20 protein-coding genes are annotated in these 26,988 nt (G+C 72.0%); 13 read left to right on the forward strand and 7 right to left on the reverse strand.

What is annotated here, in order from left to right; genetic code table 11:
- The first annotated feature begins 538 nt into the window (after positions 1-538).
- The 3 genes from AB0B98_RS19740 to AB0B98_RS19750 are packed head-to-tail and all read left to right on the forward strand — an operon-like array spanning position 539 to position 3,073.
- On the forward strand, positions 539-2,146 hold the full coding sequence (locus AB0B98_RS19740) for an AMP-binding protein (RefSeq protein ID WP_357364335.1): 1,608 nt from the start codon (positions 539-541) through the stop codon (positions 2,144-2,146).
- The gene (locus AB0B98_RS19745) at positions 2,136-2,390 is read left to right on the forward strand and encodes a glutaredoxin family protein (protein ID WP_030490173.1); all 255 of its coding nucleotides are present in this window, start codon (positions 2,136-2,138) and stop codon (positions 2,388-2,390) included. The genes AB0B98_RS19740 and AB0B98_RS19745 overlap by 11 nt, the downstream gene beginning before the upstream one ends.
- 20 nt (positions 2,391-2,410) lie before the next feature.
- On the forward strand, positions 2,411-3,073 hold the full coding sequence (locus AB0B98_RS19750; protein WP_357364337.1) for an HAD hydrolase-like protein: 663 nt from the start codon (positions 2,411-2,413) through the stop codon (positions 3,071-3,073).
- Here the strand turns inward: AB0B98_RS19750 and AB0B98_RS19755 are convergent.
- On the reverse strand, positions 3,054-3,707 hold the full coding sequence (locus AB0B98_RS19755; protein ID WP_030329744.1) for a response regulator transcription factor: 654 nt from the start codon (positions 3,705-3,707) through the stop codon (positions 3,054-3,056). The two genes, AB0B98_RS19750 and AB0B98_RS19755, sit on opposite strands and share 20 nt — an antisense overlap.
- A gap of 58 nt (positions 3,708-3,765) precedes the next feature.
- Positions 3,766-5,070, reverse strand: a complete 1,305-nt coding sequence (locus AB0B98_RS19760; protein WP_357364338.1) for a sensor histidine kinase — start codon at positions 5,068-5,070, stop codon at positions 3,766-3,768.
- A gap of 371 nt (positions 5,071-5,441) precedes the next feature.
- Between AB0B98_RS19760 and AB0B98_RS19765 the strand changes: the two genes are divergently transcribed.
- From AB0B98_RS19765 to AB0B98_RS19790, 6 genes are all read left to right on the forward strand, one after another.
- Positions 5,442-6,212 carry a redox-sensing transcriptional repressor Rex gene (locus AB0B98_RS19765; RefSeq protein WP_238666930.1) on the forward strand — a complete coding sequence of 257 codons (771 nt, stop codon included), beginning with the start codon at positions 5,442-5,444 and terminating at the stop codon, positions 6,210-6,212.
- A complete protein-coding gene (locus AB0B98_RS19770) occupies positions 6,209-7,606 on the forward strand; it encodes a glutamyl-tRNA reductase (RefSeq protein WP_357364340.1) in 1,398 nt (465 codons plus the stop codon). Before AB0B98_RS19765 ends, AB0B98_RS19770 begins: the two co-directional genes overlap by 4 nt.
- Entirely contained in the window at positions 7,603-8,571 is a 969-nt protein-coding gene (hemC, locus tag AB0B98_RS19775; RefSeq protein WP_238666928.1) for a hydroxymethylbilane synthase, read from the forward strand. Before AB0B98_RS19770 ends, hemC begins: the two co-directional genes overlap by 4 nt.
- A complete protein-coding gene (locus tag AB0B98_RS19780; RefSeq protein WP_112584249.1) occupies positions 8,568-10,148 on the forward strand; it encodes a uroporphyrinogen-III synthase in 1,581 nt (526 codons plus the stop codon). The genes hemC and AB0B98_RS19780 overlap by 4 nt, the downstream gene beginning before the upstream one ends.
- Before the next feature lie 20 nt (positions 10,149-10,168).
- Entirely contained in the window at positions 10,169-11,152 is a 984-nt protein-coding gene (gene hemB / locus AB0B98_RS19785; protein ID WP_196919917.1) for a porphobilinogen synthase, read from the forward strand.
- Positions 11,153-11,704: 552 nt separating this feature from the next.
- Positions 11,705-12,193, forward strand: coding sequence for a helix-turn-helix transcriptional regulator (locus AB0B98_RS19790; protein ID WP_357279580.1), 489 nt, complete (start codon positions 11,705-11,707; stop codon positions 12,191-12,193).
- A gap of 66 nt (positions 12,194-12,259) precedes the next feature.
- Here the strand turns inward: AB0B98_RS19790 and AB0B98_RS19795 are convergent, their stop codons facing one another.
- The 3 genes from AB0B98_RS19795 to AB0B98_RS19805 all read right to left on the reverse strand — a co-directional run bounded on the left by AB0B98_RS19795 (position 12,260) and on the right by AB0B98_RS19805 (position 18,288).
- Complete coding sequence (locus AB0B98_RS19795) at positions 12,260-15,562, reverse strand: lamin tail domain-containing protein (protein WP_357364344.1); 3,303 nt, start codon at positions 15,560-15,562, stop codon at positions 12,260-12,262.
- A 92-nt stretch (positions 15,563-15,654) separates the two neighbouring features.
- Entirely contained in the window at positions 15,655-16,671 is a 1,017-nt protein-coding gene (locus AB0B98_RS19800; protein WP_357364481.1) for a GNAT family N-acetyltransferase, read from the reverse strand.
- A 72-nt stretch (positions 16,672-16,743) separates the two neighbouring features.
- Positions 16,744-18,288, reverse strand: a complete 1,545-nt coding sequence (locus AB0B98_RS19805) for a lytic transglycosylase domain-containing protein (RefSeq protein ID WP_357364346.1) — start codon at positions 18,286-18,288, stop codon at positions 16,744-16,746.
- Between the two features lie 36 nt (positions 18,289-18,324).
- On the opposite strand from AB0B98_RS19805, the gene AB0B98_RS19810 reads away from it, so the two are divergent.
- On the forward strand, positions 18,325-18,540 hold the full coding sequence (locus AB0B98_RS19810) for a zinc ribbon domain-containing protein (protein ID WP_238666924.1): 216 nt from the start codon (positions 18,325-18,327) through the stop codon (positions 18,538-18,540).
- Positions 18,541-18,692: 152 nt separating this feature from the next.
- Entirely contained in the window at positions 18,693-21,533 is a 2,841-nt protein-coding gene (locus AB0B98_RS19815; protein ID WP_357364347.1) for an adenylate/guanylate cyclase domain-containing protein, read from the forward strand.
- 198 nt (positions 21,534-21,731) lie between these two features.
- On the opposite strand, the gene AB0B98_RS19820 is transcribed toward AB0B98_RS19815, so the two are convergent.
- On the reverse strand, positions 21,732-22,268 hold the full coding sequence (locus tag AB0B98_RS19820) for a phospholipase (protein ID WP_238666922.1): 537 nt from the start codon (positions 22,266-22,268) through the stop codon (positions 21,732-21,734).
- A 178-nt stretch (positions 22,269-22,446) separates the two neighbouring features.
- The gene (locus AB0B98_RS19825; protein WP_357364350.1) at positions 22,447-24,099 is read right to left on the reverse strand and encodes a family 10 glycosylhydrolase; all 1,653 of its coding nucleotides are present in this window, start codon (positions 24,097-24,099) and stop codon (positions 22,447-22,449) included.
- Positions 24,100-24,301: 202 nt separating this feature from the next.
- Between AB0B98_RS19825 and AB0B98_RS19830 the strand changes: the two genes are divergently transcribed.
- Together AB0B98_RS19830 and AB0B98_RS19835 are read left to right on the forward strand one after the other, a co-directional pair.
- Positions 24,302-25,804: an amino acid permease gene (locus AB0B98_RS19830; protein ID WP_357364352.1), complete on the forward strand. Its 1,503-nt coding sequence runs from the start codon at positions 24,302-24,304 to the stop codon at positions 25,802-25,804.
- Positions 25,805-25,924: 120 nt separating this feature from the next.
- On the forward strand, positions 25,925-26,977 hold the full coding sequence (locus AB0B98_RS19835; RefSeq protein ID WP_357364354.1) for a LacI family DNA-binding transcriptional regulator: 1,053 nt from the start codon (positions 25,925-25,927) through the stop codon (positions 26,975-26,977).
- The last annotated feature ends 11 nt before the right edge of the window (positions 26,978-26,988 follow it).

Genomic DNA, 26,988 nt, shown 5'->3' on the forward strand with positions numbered 1-26,988 from the left:
CGTCGGTGCGGACCGACCGGATGACCGGTCGGGCAGGACGGTCACGGGAGTTGCCGACGGGCGGCAATTCCCCTGGAGGTGTTGGTCCAATGCGCTCACAGGCACGGGGGCCTCCTCGGGCTGAGGGGTGTCGACTCACGGCAAATGGGGTGAGCCGACCCGAGTGATGATAGGGCCAACGTCACCCGCGCGTGGCAAGTCCGTTACACAAGGCGGAAGTATTTCCCGCTCCGTCGCACCGGTGGCGGACCGGTTGTCCGTCGTGTGCGATTGACTTTCCGTCGGCTTGGTGTTCCAGGGTGGATCCCCAGGTCGGAGGCTTGCCGACCGTTCGGCTGACCGGCCGCGCCGGCCGGCCGGGCGTCGCGGCCGAACCGCCCGTGGTCAGCGTCGCACGTCCCATCGACAGGACCTGATCGGATCGCCTGTGGCACACCGGACAGTCCCGTACATGGGACTGTCGCGGTGTCGTCCTCCGGGCGTGGCCCCAACCATCGGGCGTGGTCCGTCGCCGTCCGCTGTGCCAGACTCGATCACCGTGCAGGACGCCTCGGAAAGCCCCGCGCCGAACCTCGCCGACCGGGTCCGCCGGGCGGCTCTCGACAGCGCCGACCGGCCCGCGCTGCACTGGCGCGAGCACACAGTGAGCTGGTCCGAACTGGACGCCGCGGTGGACGCCGCCGCCCGGGGCCTGTCCGCCGCCGCGCCACCCGCCGACCCCGGCGGTACGCCGCCACGCGTCGCCATCGCGCTGCCCAACACACCGGACTTCGTGATCGCCTGGCTCGGCGCCCTCCGCGCCGGGCTGGTCACGGTGCCGGTCAACCCCGGCCTCACCGCCCCGGAGCTACGACACGTGCTTGCCGACTCCGGCGCGTCGGTGCTCATCGCCACCGACCACGTCCGAGGTCTGGTCGCCGACGTGGCAGCCGAGCTGCCCGCGCTCGCCTCGGTGCACGGCACGCCACCGACCGCCGAGGCGCCCGGACCGGCACCCCGCCCCCAACGCGGCGGCGTCGACCTGGCTGTACTGCTCTACACCTCCGGCACCGAAGGGCGACCCAAGGGCGCGATGCTCTCGCACCAGGCGCTGCTCGCCAACCACGAACAGGTCGCGGCGATCGAGCCGCCGGTGGTCGGGCCGAACGACACTGTTCTCCTGGCGTTGCCGCTGTTCCACGCGTACGGGCTCAACTCGGGGCTCGGCGCGGTGGTGCACCACGGCGCTACCGGTGTGCTGCTCGACGAGCCGGGCCCGACGGCAGGGCTGGACGAGGTCGCACGGCACCGGGTCAGCGTGCTGGTCGGCGTACCGTCGATGTTCCTGACCTGGGCCGGCGCGACCACGGCCCGCGCGGCGACCGCGTCGGTGCGGGTGGCGGTCTGCGGCGCGGCACCGCTCGAACCCGCTGTCGCGGCGCGCTTCACCGAGGCCACCGGGCATCAGGTGCACATCGGGTACGGCCTCACCGAGACCGCGCCGGTGCTCACCTCCACCCTTGTCGGCGGCGGGGCCAAGCCGGGTTCGATCGGCCGGCCGCTGCCCGGGGTGCGGCTACGCCTGGTCGGCGCCGACGGGGCGGACCTGTGGCGCGACGGGCTGGCCGTCCCCGACGACGACCCCGACGAGCTGGACATCTCCGACGTGGCGCCGGGCACCGACCCGGGGCAGATCGTGGTGTCCGGCCGCAACCTCTTCACCGGCTACTGGCCCGACGGTCGGGGCGGCCCGGACGCCGAGGGTTGGTGGGCCACCGGTGACATCGCGTACGCCGACGAGGACGGCGACCTCTTCCTGGTCGACCGGCTCGGCGAGCTGATCCTGGTCAACGGGTTCAACGTCTATCCGCACGAGGTCGAGCTGGTGCTCGCCGGGCACCCCGGCGTGGTCGAGTCGGCGGTACTGGGTGTGCCGCACCCGCGGACCGGCGAGACTGTGCGGGCGTACGTGGTGCCGGTGCAGGGCCGACCGGTGACCAGCGAGGAGTTGCTCGCCCACTGCGCACGGAACCTGGCCCGGTTCAAGTGCCCGACCGCTGTCGAGTTCGTCGACGCCCTGCCGCACTCGGCGATCGGCAAGGTACGCAAGACCCAACTCCGGTCGGCGACGCCGACCGACAGCACGGAGGTAACCGATGGCCAGTGACGCCCGACTCGCCCTGATCACCCGACCCGGCTGCCACCTGTGTGACGACGCCAAGGCGGCGCTCGACCGGGTGGTAGCGGTCACCGGCGACAAGTGGGTCGAGTGGGACGTCACCGGCGACGAGGGGCTGGAGCGGGAGTACGGGGACCGGCTGCCGGTGGTGATGCTCGACGGCAAGGAGCACGGCTACTGGCGGGTCGAGGAGGACCGGCTGCTGCGGGACCTGACCACGCCGCAGCTCTGACTGGTGCCTATGGTGCTCTGATGACCTCTGCGCACCCGCACCTCGTCTGGGACTGGAACGGCACCCTGCTCAACGACCTCAGCCTCGTGGTGTCCGCCACCAACGTCGTGTTCGCGAGCCTGGGTGGGCCGACGGTCACCTCGGACGAGCACCGGGTGCGGTTCCGCAGGCCGATCGCCGAGTACTACGCCGAGGTGCTCGGGCAGGCGGTGGACGACGACGAGTTCGGCCGACTGGACAAGATCTTCCACGACGCCTACCGCACCGGGCTGACGACCTGCGAGCTGGCCGCCGACGCGCGCGCCGCGATGGCGGCCTGGCCGGGCAGCCAGAGCCTGCTGTCCATGTGGTTCCACGAGGAGCTGGTCCCGACAGTGCACACGTACGGGTTGACCGGTCACTTCACCCGCGTCGACGGCCTCCGGGCCGCTGTCGGCGGCGGCCACAAGGCCGAGTCGCTCCAGCTGCACCTGGCCGAACTGGGCGTGGACGGCGCTTCGGTGGTGCTGATCGGCGACTCCATCGACGACGCGGACGCGGCGCTCGCGGTGGGTGGCAGTGCCGTGCTCTACACCGGCGGGTTCACCGACCCGGCCCGGCTGCGCGCCTCCGGTCACCCGGTGGCCGACACCCTCACCGACGCGGTGGCCCTGGCCCGTGAGGTCAGTTCCGCAGGTAGGTGAGGACGGCCAGCACCCGCCGGTGCTGTTCGGTGTCCGGCGGCAGGGTGAGCTTGGTGAAGATGTTGCGCACGTGCTTCTCCACCGCGCCGTCGCTGACCACCAGGGCGCGCGCGATGGCGGTGTTCGAACGCCCCTCGGCCATCAGGGCGAGCACCTCGCGCTCGCGGGGGGTCAGCTCGCGCAGCGGGTCGTCGCGGCGACGCCGGGCGAAGAGCTGACCGACCACCTCCGGGTCGAGCACGGTGCCGCCGCCCGCCACCCGCCGCAGCGCGTCCAGGAACTCGTCGATCGCTGCCACCCGGTCCTTGAGCAGGTAGCCGATCCCGCCGCCGGCGCCGCCGGTGGTGGCGAGCAGATCATCGGCGTACGACACCTCGACGTACTGGGAGAGCACCAGGATCGGCGTACGCGGCACCAGCCGGCGTGCCTCCACAGCGGCCCGCAGCCCCTCGTCGGTGTGCGACGGGGGCATCCGGACGTCGACGATCGACACGTCGGGCCGGTGCTCGACCACCGCCTCGACCAGGGCGTCACCGTCCCCGACGGCGGCCACCACCTGGTGCCCACTTTCGGTCAGCAGCCGGACCAGCCCCTCCCGGAGCAGGACGGCGTCGTCGGCGATCACGATGCGCATGGCTGTGTTGTCTACCACGTCCGGCCCGTCGTACGGGCTCGGCGCGGTGCCGGACCGGTCACAGCGGCAGCTCGGCGCGGATCTCGGTGGGTCCGCCGGTCGGGCTGACCACCACCAGTTCGCCACCGGCGGCCCGGACTCGGTCGGCGATGCCGGCGAGTCCGTGCCCCTTCGCCAGGTGCGCACCGCCCTGCCCGTCGTCGCCGACCCGCACCTGCAGGTGGGTGCCCTGCCGGGCCACGGCGACGGTGGCCTCGGTGGCCCGGCTGTGCTTGGCGACGTTTGTCAGCGCCTCGGACACCACGAAGTACGCGGTGTTCTCCACCGCCGGGTCGAGCCGCCCGGCCGGGGTGCCGAGCTGCGGGTCCACCTGGAGCTCGATCGGGATCAGCCCGCGGCCGGCGATAGCGGCCAGAGCGCTGGGCAGGCCCCGGTCGACAAGGATCGGCGGCGCGATGCCCCGGGACAGCGCCCGCAGCTCGGCCAGCGTGTCCCGGGTCTGGGTGACCGCCTCGTCGATGGTGCGGCCGGCAGCCTCCGGGTCCGAGGCGAGCTGCATCCGGGCCCGGCTGAGGTCCATCGCCAGTCGGACCAGGCGCTGCTGGGGGCCGTCGTGGATGTCACGTTCCAACCGGCGCAGCGCGGAGGCCTCGGCGGACACGGCCGCCCGCTTCTGCTCCTCCAGCACTGTGATCCGGTCGCGCATCTCGGCCACCCCGGTCAGCATCGCCTTGGCGAAGCTGGCCTGGAGCAGCGCGCAGCCCCGCACCACGATCGGCAGGGTGATCAGGAAGAACACCCCGAGCGCGCTGTACAGGCCGATCCGGGCGGTGGTCGAGTCGCCCAGGCCGAGCAGCTGCGCCAGGTCCTGGTCACCCTCGCCGTCGGCCCTGGGCAGGGCCCAGTCGTACGCCCAGTAGAGCGAGCCGGCGATCGCCGCTGCCCACCAGGACAGCGTCACCACGAAGGTGCTCGCCGCCGCGATCAGCCGCAGGATGCCGTGCGCCAGGTCGAGCCAGGACTGGGCGTCCCGCATCGGCACGAAGATCCGCCGCCAGGCGTTCGCGCCGGCCTCGGGAAGCCGGTAGTGCGGCCGGATCCGGGGCTGGTGGAGCACCGCGGGCAGCCGCAGCCGCTCGACGTCGGCCAGCCCACGGGCGGTGTACAGGGTGCCGCTGAGGATCGGCAGGCCGATCACCGTGACCACCAGGCCGATGCCGACCGCGAGGCCGACGATGAGGACGACGAAGCTGGCCAGCGCCAGGGGCAGGCCGAGCAGCACGTACCCGGAGTCGACGAAGAGCTGGCGGGGGATGCTCGGTGCCAGCGTCGGTCGGTCGCTGGTGGCGGCAACGGCGGTCATGCTCAAAGGCTAGGCATCTGGGCTCGGTGTCCCCATCCCGAAACCCCGCCTCTCCTCCGTAGTGCTGCCCCTACCACCGCCGGGACGACCCCTGGACAGGGCCGGCGCGGGATTGGTCAGAGAAGTCGGGATTGAGCAATAATCGCCCGGGCGGTGAGCGGACCAGGCCGTTCAATCGATCTTGCGGAATGGAGGGGCTGGTGACGTCGCGCCACGCAGCGACAAGATCGCGATTTGTGCACGTCTTCACAAGCGCCTACGCTGTGACTCCGACGCGCCCTGCTAGCACAGCCGGCAACCTCGGTCGCCAGCGGGAGTCCACAAACGGCCGACCAGCGGAGTTGGCCGAGGATCGCACCGCACGGAGTCTCATGAGTCAGCACCGTCACCCAGGCGCGCCCGGCCGCGCCGGTGCCGTACCGACGCTCCCGGATCTGCCCGAGGCGACAGTCGCTCGGCTCCCGGAGTACCTGCGCGCGCTGCACAACCTCGCCGACGCCGGGCACGAGACGGTCTCCAGCGAAGGTCTCTCCGCCGCCGCCGGGGTCAACTCCGCCAAGCTCCGCAAGGACCTCTCCCACCTCGGCTCGTACGGCACCCGGGGCGTCGGCTACGACGTCGCGCTGCTGATCGAGCAGATCGAGTATGTGCTCGGGCTCACCCAGCGCCGGGCGGTCGCCCTGGTCGGCGTGGGTAATCTCGGTCACGCTCTGGCCGGCTACGACGGCTTCGCCAGCCGTGGCTTCCGGATCGCCGCACTGCTCGACGCCGATCCCTCCCGGGTCGGTGAGGAGATCAACGGCCTGGTGGTCAGGCATGTTGACGACCTGCCGACGGTCGCCGCGGAGGAATCCCTCGCGATCGGCGTGATCGCCACCCCGGCCGCCGCCGCCCAGCAGGTCGCCGACCAACTGGTCGCCGTCGGCGTGACGAGCATCCTCAACTTCGCGCCGTGCGTACTCTCGGTTCCGGAGGGGGTCGACGTGCGCAAGGTCGACCTCGCCATCGAGCTGCAGATTCTGTCCTTCCACGAGCACCGCAAGGCGTCGCTGACCGCGCTGCCCGCCACCGGCGGGACCGCTTTCACCGCCCTGCCGGGCGGGTTCGCGGCCACCGACACCCAGGAGGCGATAGGCACGTGAAACTGCTCGTCGTCGGCGCGTCCTACCGGACCGCCCCGGTCGCCACGCTGGAGCAGCTGGCCGTGCCCCCCGCCGACCTCACCCGCACACTGGACCGCCTGGTCGCCCAGCCGTACGTGGCCGAGGCGGTGATCGTCTCCACCTGCAACCGGGTGGAGGTCTACGCCGCCGTGTCCGGTTTCCACGGTGGGCTCGGCGACGTCTGCGCCGTGCTGGCCGAGCAGGCCGGCAGCTCGCCGACAACGCTCGCCAGCCACCTGTACGTGCACTACGACACCGCGGCCGTGGACCACGTCTTCCGGGTCGCCACCGGTCTGGACTCGATGGTGGTGGGCGAGGCGCAGATCCTCGGCCAGCTGCGTGACGCGTACCACTGGGCCACCGGCGCCGACTCGGCCGGCCGGCTGCTGCACGAGCTGATGCAGCAGGCGCTGCGGGTTGGTAAGCGCGCCCACGCCGAGACCGGCATCGACCGGGCCGGCCAGAGCGTCGTCACCGCCGCCCTGGAACTGGCCGCCGGGCACCTCGACGGCGACCTCGTCGGCCACCCGGCCCTGGTGGTCGGCGCCGGTGCGATGGGTTCGCTCGGAGTGGCCACGCTGTCCCGGCTGGGCGCCGGGCCGCTCACCGTCAGCAACCGGGGCGCCGACCGGGCCGTCCGGCTCGCCGAGTCGTACGGGGCGACTGCCGCGCCGATGACCGAGCTGGCCGACACCCTCTCCACAGTGGACATCGTAGTGGCCGCCACCGCGTCCACCGAACCGGTCCTCACCCGGTCGGTGGTCACCGCGGCGCTGGCCGAACGTGACATGTCCCGGGGCCCACTGGTCCTGCTCGACCTGGCCGTTCCGCGCGACGTCGAGGAGGGCGTCGCCGAGCTGCCCGGCGTCGAGGTGATCGACATCGACCGGATGGCGGCGCTGCTCGCCGACGGTCCGGCGGCCGCCGACGCCGCAGCCGTCGAACGCATCGTCCTCGGCGAGGTGGAGGGCTTCCTCACCTGGCTGCGCGGTGCCGACGTGGCACCGACAGTGGCCGCGCTGCGCGGCCGGGCCGACGACGTGGTCACCGCCGAGCTGCGCCGACTGGCCCAGCGCCGCCCCGACCTCGGCGACGACCTGCGGGCCGAGGTGGCCCGCACCGTGCACCGGGTCGTGCAGCGGCTGCTGCACCAGCCCACCGTCAAGGTCCGCCAGTTGGCCGCGGAGCCCGGCGGCGACCAGTACGCGGCACTGCTGCGCGAGCTGTTCGACCTCGAGGTGCCGCAGACCTCGCCGGTGGACACCGTCCCGGACGTGCTGACCCCCGACCTCGGCATGGCGTTCCCCGGCACCGACGCGGTGTCCGGAGCCGACGCCGCCGAGCCCACCCCACCCACCGGAGGTGCGCGATGACCGCCCCCCTGCGCCTTGGCACCCGGGGCAGCGCCCTGGCGATGGCCCAGTCCGGCCAGGTCGCCGAGGCGGTGACCGCAGCCACCGGTCGCCCCGTCGAGCTGGTCGAGGTGGTCACCGCGGGCGACCGCTCCAACGCTCCGGTGCACCGGCTGGGCGTCGGGGTGTTCGTCTCCGCCCTGCGCGATGCGCTGACCGCCGGGACGATCGACTTCGCTGTGCACTCGTACAAGGATCTGCCCACGGCCGCCGCCGGTGGACTGCACATCGCGGCGGTGCCGGCCCGGCAGGACCCGCGCGACGCGTTGGTGGCCCGCGACGGCCGGACGCTCGCCGAGTTGCCGCCCGGGGCCACCGTGGGCACCGGCGCGCTGCGTCGGATCGCCCAGTTGCACGCCCTCGGCCTGCAACTGGAGGTCACCCCGATCCGCGGCAACGTCGACACCCGCCTGGGCCGGGTGCTCGGCACCGAGGCCGACCTCGACGCCGTCGTCCTGGCCCGGGCCGGTCTGGCCCGACTCGGCCGGCTCGACGTGATCACCGAATCGCTGGACCCGATGCTCATGCTGCCCGCTCCCGCTCAGGGTGCGTTGGCAGTGGAGTGCCGGGTCGACGACCAGGACCTGGTCGAGCTGCTCGCCGTGCTCGACCACGCACCGTCACGTGCCGCGGTCACCGCGGAACGTGCGTTTCTGGCAACCCTGGAGGCCGGGTGCAGCGCACCCGTCGCCGCCTATGCCGAGCTCGCCGAAGGCGAGACCGGCGATGAGATCTACCTGCGCGGGGCGGTGATCAGCCCGGACGGCACTCGTGACCTCCGGCTGTCCCGCACCGGAACGCCCGCCGACGCGGCGGAGATCGGTAAGGCACTCGCCGCCGAACTCCTCGACCTCGGCGCCGACTCGATCCTCGGCCACGAAGGACACACCGGCCCGGGGACCCAGCAATTTGGGAGCACAGAATGACCCGCACCCGTAAGCCCGTCGGCCGTATCGCGTTCGTCGGGGCTGGCCCCGGTGACCCGGGCCTGCTGACCCGTCGGGCCCACGACGCCCTGGTCGACGCCGACCAGGTGATCTACGACCGGGGAGTCCCGGAGTCGTTGCTCACCGTCGTTCGCGCCGAGGCCAGGGACGATGCCGAGTTCACCCCGGCCGAGGGCGCGCCGGGGGACGTGGCGAAGGTGCTGATCTCCGCGGCCCGCTCCGGGCTCAACGCGGTGCACCTGGTCGCCGGTGACCCGTTCGGCCACGACTCGGTGGTCAAGGAGGTGCAGGCGGTGGCCCGCACCGCCGCCCACTTCGAGGTGGTGCCCGGCGTCGGCCAGGCCGAGGGTGTGGCCACCTACGCCGGCGTCCCGCTGCCGGGTGTGCGTACGGCCGCCGACGTCGAGGACGTCAGCGCGCTGGACTTCGAGGCGCTGGCCACTGCCGTCGGCCGGGGTTCGCTGGCGCTCGCAGTGGACGCCGGTGACCTCGCCGCCGTCCGGGACGGCCTGCTCGCCGCCGGAGTCGACGGCACCACCGGCGTCGGAGTGACCGGCGACGGCACCGGCGAGACCCAGTACACGACCACGTCGACGGTGGACAGCTTCGTGGCCGCCGCGCTCGGTTTCACCGGCCGGGTGGTGCTCACCGTCGGTGTCGGCGTGGGGCAGCGCGACAAGCTGAGCTGGTGGGAGAACCGCCCGCTGTACGGCTGGAAGGTGCTCGTACCCCGGACCAAGGAGCAGGCCGGCGCGATGAGCGCCCGGCTGCGCGCGTACGGGGCGATCCCGTGCGAGGTGCCGACCATCGCGGTCGAGCCGCCGCGCACCCCGGCGCAGATGGAGCGGGCGGTCAAGGGCCTGGTCGACGGCCGGTACGCCTGGGTGATCTTCACGTCGGTCAACGCTGTCCGCGCGGTGTGGGAGAAGTTCGCCGAGCACGGCCTCGACGCCCGGCACTTCGGCGGCGTCAAGATCGCCTGCATCGGTGAGGCGACAGCGGACGCTGTCCGCGCGTTCGGCATCCAGCCGGAGCTGATCCCCGCCGGGGAGCAGTCCTCGGAGGGCCTGCTGGCCGAGTTCTCGCCGCACGACGAGATCCTCGACCCGGTGGGCCGGGTACTGCTGCCGCGCGCCGACATCGCCACCGAGACGCTTGCCGCCGGGCTCACCGAGCGCGGCTGGGAGGTCGACGACGTGACCGCGTACCGGACGGTGCGGGCCGCTCCGCCGCCCGCCGAGATTCGCGACGCGATCAAGTCGGGCGGGTTCGACGCGGTGCTCTTCACCTCGTCGTCCACGGTGCGCAACCTGGTCGGCATCGCCGGGAAGCCGCACGCCCGGACCGTTGTTGCCGTCATTGGGCCCAAGACGGCGGAGACCGCTACGGAGTTCGGCCTGCGCGTCGACGTCCAGCCGCCGCACGCCTCGGTGCCCGACCTGGTGGAGGCGCTCGCCGCCTACGCCGTCGAGCTGCGGGAGAAGCTGGCCGCCATGCCGGCCAAGCAGCGCCGTGGCTCGAAGGTGCAGGGCCCGACCGCCTTGCGCTTCCGGTAGTCGTTCGAGGAGGGCCTGCCATGTCGTACCCAGAGATCCGGCCCCGCCGGCTGCGCCGCAACCCGGCGGTCCGCCGGCTGGTGTCCGAGACCCGGGTCGACCCGGCCGAGCTGGTCGTGCCGATGTTCGTCAAGGAGGGGCTGACCGAGCCCCGCGCCATCGGGTCGCTCCCGGGGGTGCTCCAGCACTCCCGGGACTCGCTGCGCAAGGCGGCCGTCGAGGCGGTCCAGGCCGGTGTCGGCGGGATCATGCTGTTCGGCGTGCCGGAGCAGCGGGACCCGACCGGCTCCGGCGGCATCGACCCCAACGGCATCCTCAACGTCGCCATCCGCGATGTGGTGGCCGAGGTGGGCGACGCCACGGTGGTGATGAGCGACCTGTGCCTCGACGAGTTCACCTCGCACGGGCACTGTGGGCTGCTCACCCCCGACGGCGAGGTCGACAACGACTCGACCCTGGCCGCGTACGCCGAGATGGCGGTGGCCCAGGCCGCCGCCGGGGTCGGCATGGTCGGGCCGTCCGGGATGATGGACGGCCAGGTCGGCGTGGTACGCCGGGCCCTCGACGCCGCCGGCTACCAGGACGTCTCCGTGCTGGCCTACGCGGTGAAGTACGCCTCCGCCTTCTACGGTCCGTTCCGGGAGGCGGTGGAGTCGGCGCTGGAGGGCGACCGGCGCACCTACCAGCAGGACCCGGCCAATCTGCGTGAGTCGCTGCGCGAGGTCGCGTTGGACGTGGCCGAGGGCGCCGACCTGGTGATGGTCAAGCCGGCGCTGCCCTACCTCGACGTGGTGTCGGCGGTGCGGGCCGCGGTGGACGTCCCGGTCGCCGCCTACCAGGTCTCCGGCGAGTACGCGATGGTCGAGGCGGCCGCCGCGAACGGCTGGATCGACCGGGAGCGGGTGATGCTGGAGACGCTCACCTCGATCAAGCGGGCCGGCGCGCAGGTCATCCTCACCTACTGGGCCGTCGAGGCCGCCGGCCTGCTCCGCCAGCGCTACTGAGCGCTCCGTCCGCAGCCATCCTCTCCCGCCGTGCGCCGATCGTGGCGCGCCCGGTGGACCTTGACGCGGCCGTGATCGCTGGGGCCCGGCTCGCGCGGGGTCCAGGTCTTGTCGGCCGGATCCCGGCTCCTGACCGCGGCGGATCACGGCTCCTGACCGCGGCGGATCACGGCTCCTGACTGTGCGGATCCCTGGCTCTGATGTCTCCACGGCTGCCTTTGCTCTGCACCCGCGGATGCGCCGGCCACGGTCTCAGGCCGGCGCTGACCAGGATGGCGCGTTCCAGCAGGGATGGAGCGTGTCGGGGGTGGCGCATGAGAGGGCCCGTCGGGGTGGCGCGTATCAGGGTGCAGAGCAAAGGGGATAGGTCAGGGACTGCGTCCCCGCTCCGTCGCCCGTACGACGTGCTGCTCAAAGCCCACGACTTCGCCGCCTCAGCGGAAGCCACCCTCACCACGATGACGGATGTCCCGTTGTCCACAGGTCCTTCCGTTGTCCACAGGCCAGCCGAACGGGACTGCGAAAAACGGGGCGAGCCGGGACGGTGAAGGCATGGACGACCTACCGAGCGATCCCTCCGACACCCTATGGCCGGTCGTTGGCATCGTCCGGGCGGTCCGTCGCCACGCGGACCTCAGCCAACGTGAGCTGGCCCGACGGGCAGGGGTGCACCACGCCACCATCGGCCGGATCGAGGGCGGTCGGACTGTTCCGAGTATCGAGCTGCTCTGCCGGATCATCGAGGTCGTCGGGTGTCGGCTGGCCGTCGTCGACGACCTCGGCCGGATGCTCAAGCCGATGCGGGACTGGGAAGACACGCGTGACGGTGCGGGGCGCCGCTACCCCACGCACCTGGACACCATTCTCGACCCGAAGCCGGGGGAGTGGTGGGCGGACATCTACGGGCTGGCCCGCCCGCCCGAGACGTTCTACCGCAACCGGGAGGTCCGTGACGCGATGCGTCGGCGTAGCCAATGGGAGGTGCGGGTAGCCAAGCACCGCGGCGTTCCACCCCCGCCACAGCGCTGGCGGTACGACTGACCGCGGGACGGACGACGGCCCGCCGCCCCGGGCGGGTGCGGCGGGCCGTCGGCGACCACTCCAGAATCAGTCGTCGTTGGTGATCGTTCCGGTCGCGAGTGGGTCAGCCAGCCGCAGGCCGGGTACGCCGGCCACCAGCAGCGTCAACTTCTCGTCCGCCTCCCGCCTGCGGTCACCTCGAACCGACACCGGGAACGTCACCGACGTCTGCCCGGCGGCCAACACCTTGCAGCCGGCGTACGGGTCGAAGTCCGAGCCCGCCTGGGCCGTGAGGCCGACGGTGGCGGCGCAGAGCAGCACCGACTGGGACAGCGGCCGAGAGACGGTGGCGGTGAAGGTGAGCTGCCTGGTGCCCTGGTTGCCCTCGGCCACCGCCGTGTCGGCCACTGTCAACGACGCCCGGGACCGGAACCGGGCCACCTGCGGGTCGTGGTCACTGGAACCCCGCGACCCGTCACCGGCGAACTCCGCCGGCCAGTCGGCGTTGATGTGCGCCGCCCGCACCTGCACCAGGTCGCCGTAGAACGCGTCGTTGACGAACAGGTGGTCGAGTGTCTGCGCCTGCCCCTCGAAGCTGTACGAGTAGGCCGAGGCCGGCACGTCCGCGACGAGGTTGTCCCACAGGTTGTGCAGGCCCGCCTCGTAGAGCGGGGCGAGCTGGTCCGACGGCGTGGGCTGGTCACCGGTCGCGCTGAGTTCCTGGTGCCCAAAGGGCAACGGATCGTCCGGGCGGGGGAACACGTTCAGGTCCCCGCCGTAGACCACTCGGGCGGTCTGATCGGCCGCCTCGATCGCGGTGACGATCGCCGCACCGTAACGCGCCTGCTCCCGCCGCTGCCCGACCCGGCTGTCCGGACCGGAGGAGTAGTGGTTGCTGAGGGCGTACAGGGTGAACCGCTCGGTCGAGCCGGGCGCCGCGGCCACGCTGAACTTGCCCAACTGCGGAGCGCGGGTGAAGACGTTGCTCCCGTCCCGACCGGTCGAGGTGTCCACATCCGCCGGCAACACCGCGTTGAGGGCCTTCGGATTCTGCACGTCCGCGTTGGCCGGCAACCCCGCAGCCCGATACTGAACGGTCGGCGCCGACCCCAGCAGGGGGTCCGCCGCCGTCGCGGCCGCCAGCGACACCCGGTCCGTGCGGTACAGGAACGCTGCGGTGATACCGCGGGCGTCCGCACCGGTCCGGTCATAGGCAGCGGCGTACGCGGGCCCGCCGGCCGCCGCGACCGTGAGCGCCAACTCCTGGATGCTGTCCGGAGCGCCATCGGCGTTGTTGGTGTCGCCGCAGCTCAGGGCCGCCCCGGAGACCGTGCAGATGTCCTGGTCCTCGGCCTCCTGCACCAGGATCAGGTCCGGTGCGTGCAGGTCCTTGACGATCTGGTCGGCCAGCGCGGCAAGTTGCTCGCGGTATTCCGCCTCGCTGCCCGGGACGTAGTCGAACGGCGGGGCGACGCCTACGCAGCCGGCGTTACCGGCGAAGTCGCAACCGTCGAACGGGTCGTCGCGGTAGTCGTACAGGTTCTCCACGTTGTAGGTGGCCACTGCCACCTCCTGCGACCGGTCGGCCGGCTTGGGCGGGTTGTTCTTCGACGGGTCGGCCCCGGCGGCGAACTCCGCCCGCTCGACCTGGACGCCGTACTTCTCGAACGAGTAGTAGACCCCGCCCACCGCGTCCGCCCGCAGCGTGTCGAAGGTGTGCGCCGGCGGGAGCAGCGCGGCGCTGTCCCCGGCGGTGGCCTTCACGCCCATGCTGCCGAGCAGCGTCCGCTGGCCGTTGCCGTCGTCGAAGCGGCGGGTCGGGTCGTTGTCCAGTGGGTGCGAATCACGGAAGACCCGCCGAGAGTACGGGTCGGCGCGATCCAGCAGCGGGTCGTCGCGGTCGACCATCCACAGCTCCGCGTCGGCGGTGGAGGAGAAGACGTCCCGGCCGCTCACCGCGCCGCTGCCCGCACGCACGCGCATCCGGGAGCCCTCGTGCCGCTCCCAGAAGCGCTGCGCGTCCGTCAGTACGGCCGGCGGCAGCGCGTCGGTGACCGCGACCGCGGCGTCCACGACCAGCCCACCGCCGATCCGACGGACCAGCGACGCGCCGGAGAGTTGGGTGAAGTTGTAGTACTCCGACACCCGGGCCCGCAGCACCACCTCGTCGCCGACAGTCGGCACGTAACCGCCGATCAGCGAGGTGAACGTGCCCATGAACACGAAGATGCCGTCGGAGCTGGTCGGGTCGCCGTCGGTGTCACCAACGCGGCTCTGCAGGAAGAAGCCGTGCTGCTCCGCCCCCGCCGAGGTACGGGCCACCGTCAACTGGGTGATCACGCCGCGTACGTCGTACATCGTGCTGCTCGTGCCGTTGCCGCTCGCCGGTGCGAGCGGTGACCTGTCGCCCGGACCGGACTCGGCGTCGGTGGTCGGACCCTGCACCTCACCGACGGTCAGCTCCCGGGTCACCTGCACGACCAACGCGCAGCTCGCGGTGCCACCGCCGGCGTCGGTAGCGGTGAGGGTGACGGTGTACGCCCCGGCGGCGAGGTCGGCGCTCACGCCGACCGTGGCGCGGGCGGTGCCGCCCACCCCGTCGGCGGGGCTGAACGCGGTACGGGTGATCGAGCCGGAGGTCGGGGTCGGGCTGATCGCGGTCACCGCCAGGTCGACGATCGTGTCGTCGGGGTCGGCGGCGGTCACCTCCCGGCTCGCGGCCGTGCCGGCGGCGGTGACCAGCGCCCCACCACAGGTCAGCGTGGCCGGCACGTCGACCGGGCCACCTCCGTCCACCGAGTGCGCGCCCAGCCCGTCGAACGTGTCGACGGGGAAACCGGCCCACTGTGCGGCGGGGTCGAACGCGTCCGACGGGTCGGTGTCACCGGCGGCCACGCTCGGCAGCCGGCGCATCGTGTTGTCCGCGGTGCTGGTCACGCCGGCACCCCACTCGGTGCCCGGGTCGACGCCCACCTGGCCAATCGAGTCGAGCACCGTGGTGCCCCGGCGCAGCACTATCGCGTCGTCACCGTTGAAGAGGCTCGCCCCGGTCGTCTGGTCGGCCTGGGCGAGGATGGCGGCCCCGGCCGATGCGCTGGCGAACACGAACGCGTCGCCGGCCGCCACGCTGCCGGTCAGGGCGATAGTGGTGGCAGTGGTGGCGCCGTTGAAGTAGAGCTGCAACTGGTAGCCACCGGCCGCCAGGTCGACGGCGGTGCCAGTGCCGTTGAACAGCTCGATCGCCTTGTTGTTCGACGAACCCTCGACGTACTCCGAGATGAACAGGTCGGTGGGCGCGGCGCTGGCCGCGGTGGGTGCGACGCCGAGCGCCGTGACTGTCACGGCGGCGGTGGCGGTCGCGAGCGCGGCGATTGAGCGGCGCGGGCGCATAGGGCCTCCACGATGGGTGGATGGGGGTCAACGCACGTTAAGGTGCGCGACTGTCCACCGTCCATCCCCTAATGGACAGTTTCGTGAATTCCTCAGCGCGGCGGATCGAGGCGGTGCACCAGCTCAGCGACATCGACGCTGTATTCGCACCAGTCCCGGTCGGGGCGGTAGCCCAGCTCCGCGTTGACCTTCAACATCGCCTCGTTGGCCTGCGCGTTCCAGGTCTGCACCTCGATCAGCTCCGGCTCGGCGGAACGCAACTCCAGCAGCATCCGGGCCTTGATCGCCCGATCGATGCCGTAGCCCCGGTGATCCTGCGCGACAATCGTGTCGTACTGGTCGGCGCGGGTCGGGTGCTGCGCCGGCACCACCACCTCGGTCAGACCGGCCACCTCGCCGCTCTGCTCGTGCCGGGCGAGCACGATGTACGGTTTCATGCCCCGCCGGTGCAGCGTGTCGAGGCTGTCCCGCAGCCGCTCCGGGTCGTAGGAGCTGGGGCGCAGCTCACCGTCGTCGACGTCGCGCACCTCGGCCTTGGCCCGCGCGTACGCCTCGATCAGGTCGTCCGGCGGCCCGCCGGGGAAGAACTCCAGCTGGTAGCCCGAACCGATGCCGGTGGCCATCTCGGCCAGCTCGGCCCAGTCCACAGCGGTCAGGTCGAGCACGCTGCGCGTCTCCACGTACTCCCGGTTGAAACCGAGCGACTCGTAGAACCCGATGGCGGGCGTGTCGCCGACGACCTCGACCCCGATCGACTGGAAGCCCTCCTGGTAGACCCGGCGCGCGGCACGGAGCACCAGGTCACGGCCGAGCCCGGTGCGCCGCGCGGACGGGTGCACAAGCACCTCGAGCACACCGATGTCACCCAGAAGGAGTACGTGCACCTGGCCGAGCACCGCGCCCGTGGCACCCGGGGCGGTCGGCTCGGCCTGGGCGATCCAGGAGATCCGCCGCTCGCCGGGCATCACCTCGGCGAGGTATTCCCGCAACGAAGTCTCCCGCCAGGGCGGGTCCTGCGGCAGATCGGCCGCCAGGACCGCGTTCAGCGTGGCCAACAGCGACGCGATCTCGGCGGACGACGCGGTCCTGGGGTCCCACTCGCGCACCATCACCCGTCTAGCTTGCCGCTAACAGAGGCCCGGGGGAAGTGTCCAGTTCTCCAAGGTATCGAGACGATCACTTCATGACCGACTGGCCCGTCCGTACCGGTTCGCGGTGTCGTAGACGTCCTGGGCGTACCGCCGTACATCGTTGTAGGAGAGGATCGCGTTCCACCAGTCGCCCGCAATGCTCAGGTTTCGACCACCCTTGCAGAGGTAATTGCCCGCTGCCAGGGCGGCGTCGTCCAGGTCGTGCGGGTCCTTGCGGCCGTCGTTGTCCGCGTCCGCGCCGATCTCCTGCCAGGTGCTCGGGATGAACTGCATCGGGCCGATGGCGCGGTCGAGGATGGCGTTCCCGTCGAGCGCCCCACGGTCGGTGTCGATGATCCGCATCCGACCCTCCTTCCCGTCCAGCGGCAGGCCGAAGATGTTGGGCACCGCCTTGCCGTCCTGCCCCAACCGCGCCCCGTTGGTCGAGCCGTGATCCGATTCGACCTTTCCGATCGCGGCCAGCGTGGTCCAGCTCAGCGCACAGCTGCGGTTGGTCTGGGCGAGCACCAGCTCGGCGTAGCCGTACGCCTGCATGGCGACCGCCGGGACTCCGACCTTGGCACCGACCTGCTGCGCCCAGCCGGCCAGGGCGTCCGACGGTCGGCCACCGATCACCGACCCCGTCGGCAGCCCGTTGCCGGGCAACCCGCCGCTGGGCAGCGGAAGGGTCGGTAGCGGCCCGGTGGGCAGCGGGCTGGTCGGCAGACCGGACGGCACCCCCGGCGCGGCGACCCCGCTCGGCGCGGCCGACGCGTCGACAGCGACCGGGCGCGGCGAGCGGATCGCGGCCGGCACCAGCAGCGCTCCCGCGGCCCCGGTCGCGGCCACCAACGCCAGCAGGAAGACGCCAGGCACTGTCAGCCGACCACTCGGCCGACGTGCCCAGGCGCGGGTCGCCTGGGCCGCGGCGGCTGCTGCCCGGCGCGGCGGCAGACGTACCGCATGGGCGAACTGCACCCGCCGCCGGCGGGCCGGGTCGGACGCCGGCACGACCGGGATCTCATCCACAGTGGTCTTCGCCGGACCCGCGGCACCGGCCTTCGCTTCGTCAGTTGGCGTGTCGGCGCTCGACGCGCCGGCCGCCTTCGGCGCGGCCGGGCCACTGGCGCTGCCCTCCGCCTTCGCGTCCCCGGCTTTCGCGGTCTCGGCTTTCGCGCCGTCGGCTTTCGTGGCGTCCGCTTTCGCGCTGTCGGCCTTTGCGGTCTCGGCCTTGGCTGCCTCGGCCTTGGCTGCCTCGGCCTGGGAAGCGGCTGCGGGGCCTGCGGTCGGGACAGATTCGGCAGGGATCTTCGTGCCGGTGGCGCGCGCGTCCGGATCGGACCCGGCGGCGTCGGCTGCGGTGGGCTTCGCCGCTGGCGGAGCCGGCGTGGCGGCCGGTGGCGGGGCGGCCGGCGGCGTGCTCGGCGCGCCTGCGGAACGCCCGCTCAGCCAGGGGCGGCGGGGGCGGGGCACATTGCGCGCCAGGTCGGGCGCGGCCCCGGAGCCTTCGAGCGGCCCGTCCAACGGCGCGGCCGGTCGTAACGGTTGCACACGCGTGTCGTCCTCGCCGTCCACCACCTGTCGAGTATCACCCATGCTCCGCGAACCGTCAGATCCACGTACCCTGGGTGCATGCCCCGGTACGAGTTCCGTTGCCGCGCCTGCGGCGACACCTTCGAGGTCAACCGTTCGATGGCGGCGGCCGGTGAGCCGGCCAGCTGCCCTCAGGGACACGCCGACACGGTCAAGCTTCTGTCCGCTGTCGCGGTCACCGGTCGCAGTGGCGGTGCCGGTGGCGCCCCGGCACCCGCCGCTGGTGGCTGCTGCGGCGGCGCCTGCGGCTGCTGATCGGGCCAGTTCGCCGCCGCCTGGTGGGCCGGCCTTGCCGGGAGCGGGCCCGAGTGGCACGTTGAGGCGGCACTTGCCCGGCCGTTCTCACGATGTGTGATCGTTCGGACTCAGGCAGCATGAACCCGACGTCACGGGCGGAGGTTCCTCGCATGTCGCCACGGATCCAGCTCCCGAGCGGTTGGGTGACCTTCGTATTTACCGATATTGAGGGCTCGACCCGGCTGGCTCAGCTGCTCGGCCCTGACTACCGCCCGGTGCTCGCTGAGCATCGACGCCTGCTGCGCCGCACGCTGGCCAGCACGGGCGGCGCGGAGCTGCTGACCGAGGGCGACTCGTTCTTCCTTGCCTTCGAGGAAGCGGCCGCGGCGATGACCGCGTGCCTGACCGCCCAGCGGGCACTGTCCAGCCACGACTGGCCCACCCCTGAGGCCGCGCCCCGGGTGCGGATGGGCCTGCACACCGGCTATGCGGAGCCACGCGACGGCGAGTACGCCAGCCCCGAGGTGCACCGGGCTGCCCGGGTGGCGGCCGCCGCGCACGGCGGGCAGGTGCTCTGCACGGCGTCCACCGCACGTCGGGCCGAGCCGATGCCGCCGGGTGCGACCCTGCTCGACCTGGGCCTGCATCGACTACGCGGCTTCGACGACCGGGAACGACTGTTCCAACTTGTCGCCCCGGGTCTGGAGCGGCAGTTCCCCCGGCCCCGCACCGCCGACGCGGTGGCGCACAACCTGCCCACCCAGGTGACCTCGTTCGTCGGCCGGCAGGCCGAGCGCATCGAGCTGGGCCTGCTGGTGCGTCAACACCGCCTGGTCACCGTGCTGGGCGCCGGCGGCGCGGGCAAGACCCGGCTCGCTGTGGAGTTGGCCAGCGGAGTTGTCGAGGCGTACCCGGATGGGGTCTGGTTCGTCGACATCGCCTCGGTGACCGACCCGGGGCTGGTGGCGTTCGCCATCGCCGCCGTGCTCGGCCTGCGTCCCGAGCCCGGTCGGCCGATGCTGGACACCCTCGTCGAGTACGCGGCAGGCCGGCGGATGCTTGTCGTACTGGACACCTGCGACACCCAACCGGCGGCCTGCGCCGAGGTGATCGCGCGTCTGCTGTCCGGTGGGAGCGGCGTACGGGTGCTGGCCACCAGCCGTGAGTCGTTCAGCCTGCCCGGCGAGGTGGTGTGGCGGATTCCGCCGCTCTCGGTCGACCGGCGCGCGGACGGCGCGGAGAGCGACGCGGTGGCGCTGCTGCTGGACCGTACGGCGGCCGCGCGTGGTGGTCGGCAGCCGGACCCGGCCGAGTCCGCCGACCTACGCCGGGTGGTGCAGCGGTTGGACGGCCTGCCACTCGCCATCGAGTTGGCCGCCGCCCGGCTACGGGTGCTCTCCGTCGGCCAGCTCGCCGAGCGGCTGGACGATGTCCTCGGCACCCTGGACGCCGGCCGGCAGGACCCGGATCCGACACCGGTGGAGCGGGGCTGGTCCGGCAACCAGCAGGACACCGTGGACCTGGTCGCCGCGGCGGCCGGGGCGTCACCGCCCACCCCGGCGAGCCGGGCGGTGCAGCGCTCGGCCACCGAACGGCATCTGACCATGCAGGCCACCGTCACCTGGTCCTACCGGACGCTGGGGCCCCGGGCCGCCCGCCTGCTGCGGTGGCTGGCGGTCTTCGCCGGCCCGGTGGACCTGGCGACGGTGGAGTGGCTGCTGGGTGACGATCCGCTGGACCCGCTCTCGGTCCTGGTGGACAAGTCGATGGTGTTGGCCGAGCCGCGTGCCGCCGGCAGCACCTACCGGATGCTCGACCCTATCCGCGCGTACGCGGCGCGGCGGTTGGCCGAGGCGGGCGAGGAGCAGGCCGCTCGGGACCGGCACGTGGCCTGGTCGGCGCACGCCTTGGACCGGGCCCACCTGGGCCAGGACGGCCGACCGGTGACGCTGTCGTTGTATGCCCTCGATCCACTGGCCGGGGAGCTGCGCGCCGCGCTGCGCTGGTGCGCCACCGGCGGCAGCGCCCGTGCCGGTCTCGGCCTGGCGGGCGGCCTGGACCAGTGGTGGCTGGAGCGGGGCCTGGCCCGCGAAGGGCGGCTGTGGCTGTTCCGGCTGTACGGACGGATCGCGGAGACGGGGGAGCGGATCCCGGAGGCGGAGATGGCGGCGGCGTACCACATGCATTCGCTGCATGCCAGCGCCGACGGCGAGTTCGCCGAGGAGCTGCGCTACTCCCAGCGGGCGGAGGCAGCGGCCCGGCAGGCCGGCGACGCCGGGTTGCTGGCCCGAGTGCTCGCCGGCAGGGCCGCGCCGCTTGTCGACATGGGGCAGTTCGTCGAGGCCGAGCGGGTGTGCCGGGAGGTCATCGACTGGGCGCACGGGCAGGACGTGGTCGGCGAGGCGCTGTTCGCGGTCTTCAGCCTGGCCGAGCTGCTCTGGCGGCGGGGCGCCCTGGAGGAGGCTGCGGAGCTGCTGGGCGCGGTGCGTCCGGTGGAGGCGGCCCGACCCGTGGAGCGGGGCCGGCGTTCGGTGGACATGCTGCTCGGCATGGTCGCGCTGGCCCGCGGCGACGTGATCGCCGCACACGAGCATCTGCTGGTGGCGCTGCGCTCCCGGATGGGCCACGGCTACCACGGCCGGGCGTGCGACACCTTGAACGCGGTAGCGGTGCGTTGCGCGATCGGCGGGGAGCGGTTGACGGCCGCCCGCCTGTTCGGGGCAGCGCAGGCCACCAGGGCGAGCATGCGTGCCACCCCGGGCATCTTCGGCGGCTACTGGGCGGAGCAGCAGGGGGAGTTGCGCGCGGCGCTGGGCGACGCGGCCTTCGACGACGCGTACGGCGAGGGTGCGGAGCTGGGGCTGGACGAGGCCGCGGCGCTGGCACTCGACGTGGAACACCCGGACCTGGCGGCGGACTCGACCCGCTTCAGCACCGGCCTGTCCCAACCAACCCCGCGCCGTCCCGCCGACCCCGACCGCCACCCCGCCACCCGAACCGAACGCGCCTAACCCCCTACCCCGCCCCAGCCCGCCCCGCCCCAGCCCGCCCTGCCCCCAGCGATCTTGCACTTTCTGCGGTGAGATAACGGTGCCAAAGCGGCAAACCGGCAACCGAAAGTGCAAGATCGCGTGGGCGTGGGCGTGGGCGTGGGCGTGGGCGTGGGCGTGGTGGTGCGGGGCCGGGGGTCGGGGTGGAGGGCCGGGGGGTTAGTGGGTTGCGGCGTTGGCTTCGGCTTGGGCCTTCATTCGGGCGGCGCGGTCGATGTCGGCCTGCTGGACGGCCGCCACCGAACCGAAGATGCTGACCGCCTGGTAGTAGGTCCAGGCCAGGCTGTAGCAGGCCGGTCGGACGACCGAGTTGTACGTGGTGCAGACGCGCTTCAGGTCCGCGTAGAAGGCGCTGTCGAGGCGGGACTTGTTTGCCGGGAACTGGCCTACCGCCTTGTAGTTGCGGTAGCCGAAGTCGTGGCGGTAGCAGCCCAGGTTGAAGGTGAAGCCGAGCGGGTTGTCCGGGCTGGACGAGCAGTAGTCGGTGGACCAGTTGAAGTTGTACTCGGCCCAGGGGGCCCGGTTGACCCGGGCGCTGTTCCACGAGTTGTAGCTGGAGGCGCTGGTCTGGGTCCAGCTGGACAGCACGGAGAGCCGTTGGGCGGGGGTGACGGCGGCGGCGGGGGAGGCGATGGCGAGGGTGGCGAGCAGCGCTAACGCGCCCGAGGCGATGAGGGTGGCGAGACGTCGGGGCACGGGTGACCTCCGCGGGGTGTGCGGGTGGGACGGAAGTTACCGGCGGGTTACCGGATGTCGATGAGTGTCGATCAGCTGATCAACTAGGCGGTATGTGCATCGCCAACTATTGGTGACATACGTTGAAACAGACGAATGCCCCGGACGCACCAGGCGTCCGGGGCATTCAGCGAGGCGGTCAGCGCCTGACGAATACCGGCGGGCTGGTGGGGCTCTCGTTGGCCGAGCGGTCCACCGCGGTCAGCTGGTAGGTGTAGCGCCGACCGGGCTCGGCCGAGGTGTCCACCCAGGACTGGACGGTGCCGGGCGTGGCCCGGACGGTGTCGACCAGGTGCGCGGCGTCGGCGGTGGCGCACCTGCCGGGCAGCGTGGTGCCGTCGAAGCGGTAGATCGCGTACGAGCTGGCGGTGCCGAGCGGGCCGACGCCGTCGGCGGGCTGCCGCCAGGTGAGCCGGACCCCGTCGGCGTGCCTGGTCGCCTTGGTGACCACCGGGAAGAGCAGCGGCCGCGCCGGTAGGTGGGGCATGGCCGGCACCAGCGCCGGGCGGGAGTAGTGCTCGCCCGCGTAGATGTCGGTGGCGCCGAGCCGGTTGGCCCGCACCTGCACTGCGGAGAAGTGCACGTTGCCCTGCACCTCCGGGTACGACCGGTTGAGCGTCAGGTGGTCGGACAGCTCACGTGGGTTCTGCCAGTACGGCCCGTACGCCGGGTCGCCGCTCTTGTAGTCGGCCTGGCCGATGTAGAGCTGCACGCGGGTGCCGCGCACCGCCTCGGCCCACCACGGCACGAGGCGTGCGTAGTCGGCGGCCGGGTACTGGCCGATGTACCAGTAGAGCTGCGGCACCACGTAGTCGATCCACTCCTGCTTGATCCACTTGCGGGTGTCGGCGGAGATGATGTCGTACGACTGGCTGCCGGTGGTGTCCGAACCGAGCGGGTCGGCGGTCTTGTTGCGCCAGATGCCGAACGGGCTGACGCCGAACTTCACCCACGGCTTCGCCGCCTTGATCTTGCCGTTCATCTCCTGGATCAGCAGGTTGATGTTGTCCCGCCGCCAGTCGGCCCGGTCGGTGAAGCCCCGGTTGTGTGCCGCGAAGGTCGCGTCGTCAGGCACCTGGTAGGTGCCGCTGGGGTAGGGGTAGAAATAGTCGTCGAAGTGGACGCCGTCGATGTCGTACCGCCTGACGGCATCCATCATGGCGGTCTGGACGAACTCGCGGACCTCGGGGATTCCGGGGTTGTAGTAGAGCCGACTGCCGGCCACCCCGGCCGGTGGGTAGGCGAAGGTCCAGTCGGGGTGCTGCTGAGCCGGGTGGCCGGGGGCGAGCTGGCTCAGGTCGGCGCCGGCACCGCCCGGTGCGGGCATGGAGACGCGGTACGGGTTGAACCAGGCGTGGAACTCCAGGTTCCGCTTGTGCGACTCGTCGACCAGGAAGGCCAGCGGGTCCCAGCCCGGGTCCTGGCCGCGTACCCCGGTCAGGTATTCCGACCAGGGCTCGTACGGCGAGGGCCAGAGCGCGTCAGCGGTGGGCCGGACCTGCACCACGACGGCGTTGTGGTGCAGTCGCCCGGCCAGGTCGAGCAGCTCGCGGTACTCGGCCTGCTGGGCCGCGATCCGGTCCGGGTTGGTCTGGGAAGCCTTGCTGGGCCAGTCGATATTGACCACCGAGGAGATCCACATGGCCCGGAACTGCCGTTTCGGGGTGGCCGGGTCGGTGGCGCAGGTGGTGGTGTCGGCCGCGCTGGGTGCGGCGCTCGCGGGGGTGGCGCTGACGAACGTGCCGAGCAGGGCTGCGACCAGCCCGGCGACTCCGAGTCGGGTGGCTTTCATGCGGTGTGTCCCTTCGTTGGGGCTCCCGGATGTTTCGCGCGGTGCGCGGCAAGATTCGCCGTCGATGTCCGCGTTGCTGGTAGGAAATTTTCACAGTCTGGCCATCGCCGCAAGGGTTCGTGGTTGACCAATCGCGTCGGTGGGTAGCAACGCCGGTCACCGGCCGCCACGGAGGTGGTCGCACGGTGGGAGGGGTGACCGGGTGTCCGTGCTGCGCACAAAACCAATCAAGGACGTGATAGCCCAAGGTGAGGCGGACGGCAGCGACGGCCAGTTGGGGCTGAAGCGACGGCTCGGCGCGGTCGACCTCACCGGCTTCGGCATCGGCATCGTGATCGGCACCGGCATCTTCACGCTCACCGGGATCGAGGCCCGGGACAGCGCCGGGCCGGGCGTGGTGATCTCCTTCGCCATCGCCGGCGTGGTGGCCCTGCTCGCCGCCCTCTGCTACGCCGAGCTGGCCTCCAGCGTGCCGACCGCCGGCAGCGCCTACACCTACGCGTACGCCACCATGGGCGAGATCGTCGCCTGGATCATCGGCTGGGACCTGCTGCTGGAGTTCGCGCTCGGCGCCGCGGTGGTGGCCCGAGGCTGGTCCGGTTACCTCGCCGAACTGCTCGACCTGCCAACCCGGTGGTTCGGCGAGGAGGGCAGCACCGTCAACGTGGGCGCCATCGCCATCGTGCTGATCCTCGGCATCGTGGCGATCGTCGGCATCCGGGAATCCGCCCGGATCACCAACCTGCTGGTGCTGGTCAAGGTGGCCATCTGCGTCTTCGTGGTGGTGGCCGGACTGTTCTTCGTCAAGGCCGCCAACCTCACCCCGTTCATCCCGCCGGCCGAGCCCGCCGGGAGCGGCGACGACGGCATCAAGCAGCCGGTCACGCAGGCGCTCTTCGGGCTGGAGCCGTCGGTCTTCGGCTTCGTCGGGGTGCTCAGCGCCGCCGCCGTGGTCTTCTTCGCGTACACCGGCTTCGAGGCCGTGGCCAACCTGGGCGAGGAGACGCGGAAGCCCAAGCGGGACCTCACCCTGGGTCTGCTCGGCACGTTGCTGATCTCCACAGTGCTCTACATCGGCGTGTCGCTGGTGGTGGTCGGGATGGTGCCGTACACCGAGATCGACAGGGGCGCCCCGATCGCGTCGGCCTTCGAGTCGGTCGGCGCGGGCTGGGCGGCGGTGCTGGTCTCCATCGCCGCGGTCGCGGGCCTGACCAGCGTCATCCTGGTCGACCTGGTGGCGATGGGCCGGATCGGATTCGCCATCGCCCGGGACGGGTTGATCCCGCCCTCGATCGCGAAGGTGCACCCGCGCTGGGGCACCCCGTACCGGATCTCGGCGATCATGACGGTGGCGGTCGCGCTGCTGGCCGGCTTCCTGCCGCTGTCCGCGCTGGCCGACCTGGTCAGCATCGGCGCGCTCTGCGCGTTCGTCCTCGTGTCGGTGGCGGTGCCGATCCTGCGCCGCAAGCGGCCCGACCTGGAGCGGCCGTTCCGGGTGCCGTTCTCACCGGTGCTGCCCATCGTCTCGGCGTTGGCCTGCTTCTACCTGATGCTCAACCTGTCTGTGGAGACCTGGCTGCGGTTCCTGGCCTGGATGCTGCTCGGCGGGTCGATCTACTTCGGTTACGGCCACCGCCGCAACCGGCTGGCCCAGCACGAGCCCGCTGTCGCCCCGGCGTCTCGGGAGCCGAGCGCCGACAGCTGATCCGACGGGATGAGGAGGGGCCTCCTGCGACGGCAAGGGGCCCTTTCCTCATCGTTCGTGCACCGTCGCGGAGAAGGCGCTGACGGTATGGTGCGCCCGTCACCTCGGGGAGGTTGCGGCGTGCGACACAGACTCAAGGACGTGGCCGAACGGGCCGGCGTCTCCGTCAAGACCGTCTCCAACGTCGTGAACGGCCACGTGCACGTGCGACCGGACACCCGTGCCCGGGTCGAGGAGGCGATCGTCGAACTCAACTACCGGCCCAACCTCTCCGCCCGTCACCTCCGCAAGGGACGCACCGGCGTGATCGCGCTGGCGGTTCCGGAACTGGACATCCCGTACTTCGCCGAGCTGGCCCGTCACGTCGTCAGCGTCGCCGCCGAGCACGGTTGGACGGTGCTCATCGACCAGACCGGCGGCCGGCGTGACCAGGAACGGGTGCTTGCCTCCGGTATCACCGACCACCTGATCGACGGGCTCATCCTCAGTCCGTTGGCGCTCACCGTGGCGGACCTGGCCGCTCTGGACGGCACCCCGATGGTGCTGCTCGGCGAACGGATCGAACACTGCCCGGCGGATCGCGTGGTGATCGACAACGTGGCAGCGGCCCGGGAGATCACCAGCCACCTGATCCAGTTGGGTCGCCGCCGGATCGCGGCCGTCGGCGCGCAGCGCACCGACGAGGGTGCCAGCGCCCGGCTGCGCCTGGCCGGCTACCGGGACGCGCTGCGCGCCGCCGGCCTCGACCACGACCAGGCCCTGGTGGCGTCCGCGCCGGCCTGGCACCGCGCTGACGGCGCGGCCGCGATGCGGGGACTGCTCACCTCCGGCGTACGCCCCGACGCCGTCTTCTGCTTCAACGACACGCTGGCCCTCGGTGCCCTGCGGACCCTGCACGAGGCTGGCCTGCGGGTGCCCGAGGACGTGGCGGTGGCCGGCTTCGACGACATCGAGGACGGCAGGTTCGCCACCCCCGCCCTGAGCACCGTCGCCCCGGACAAGGAGCAGGTCGCCCGCCTGGCCGTCCAACTCCTCGCCAACCGCCTGGACGGCGACCCGACCCTCCCCGCCCAGCAACTAGCGGCCCCGTACCGTCTGAAACTCCGCGAGTCCACCACCCCTCGCGTTGATCATGAAGTTATTGCCACGAATGACGGCGTGTCGGCGCAATAACTTCATGATCA

Origin of the sequence: Micromonospora sp. NPDC048947 (assembly GCF_040649495.1) — a bacterium.
GTDB classification, from domain to species: Bacteria; Actinomycetota; Actinomycetes; order Mycobacteriales; family Micromonosporaceae; genus Micromonospora; species Micromonospora alfalfae.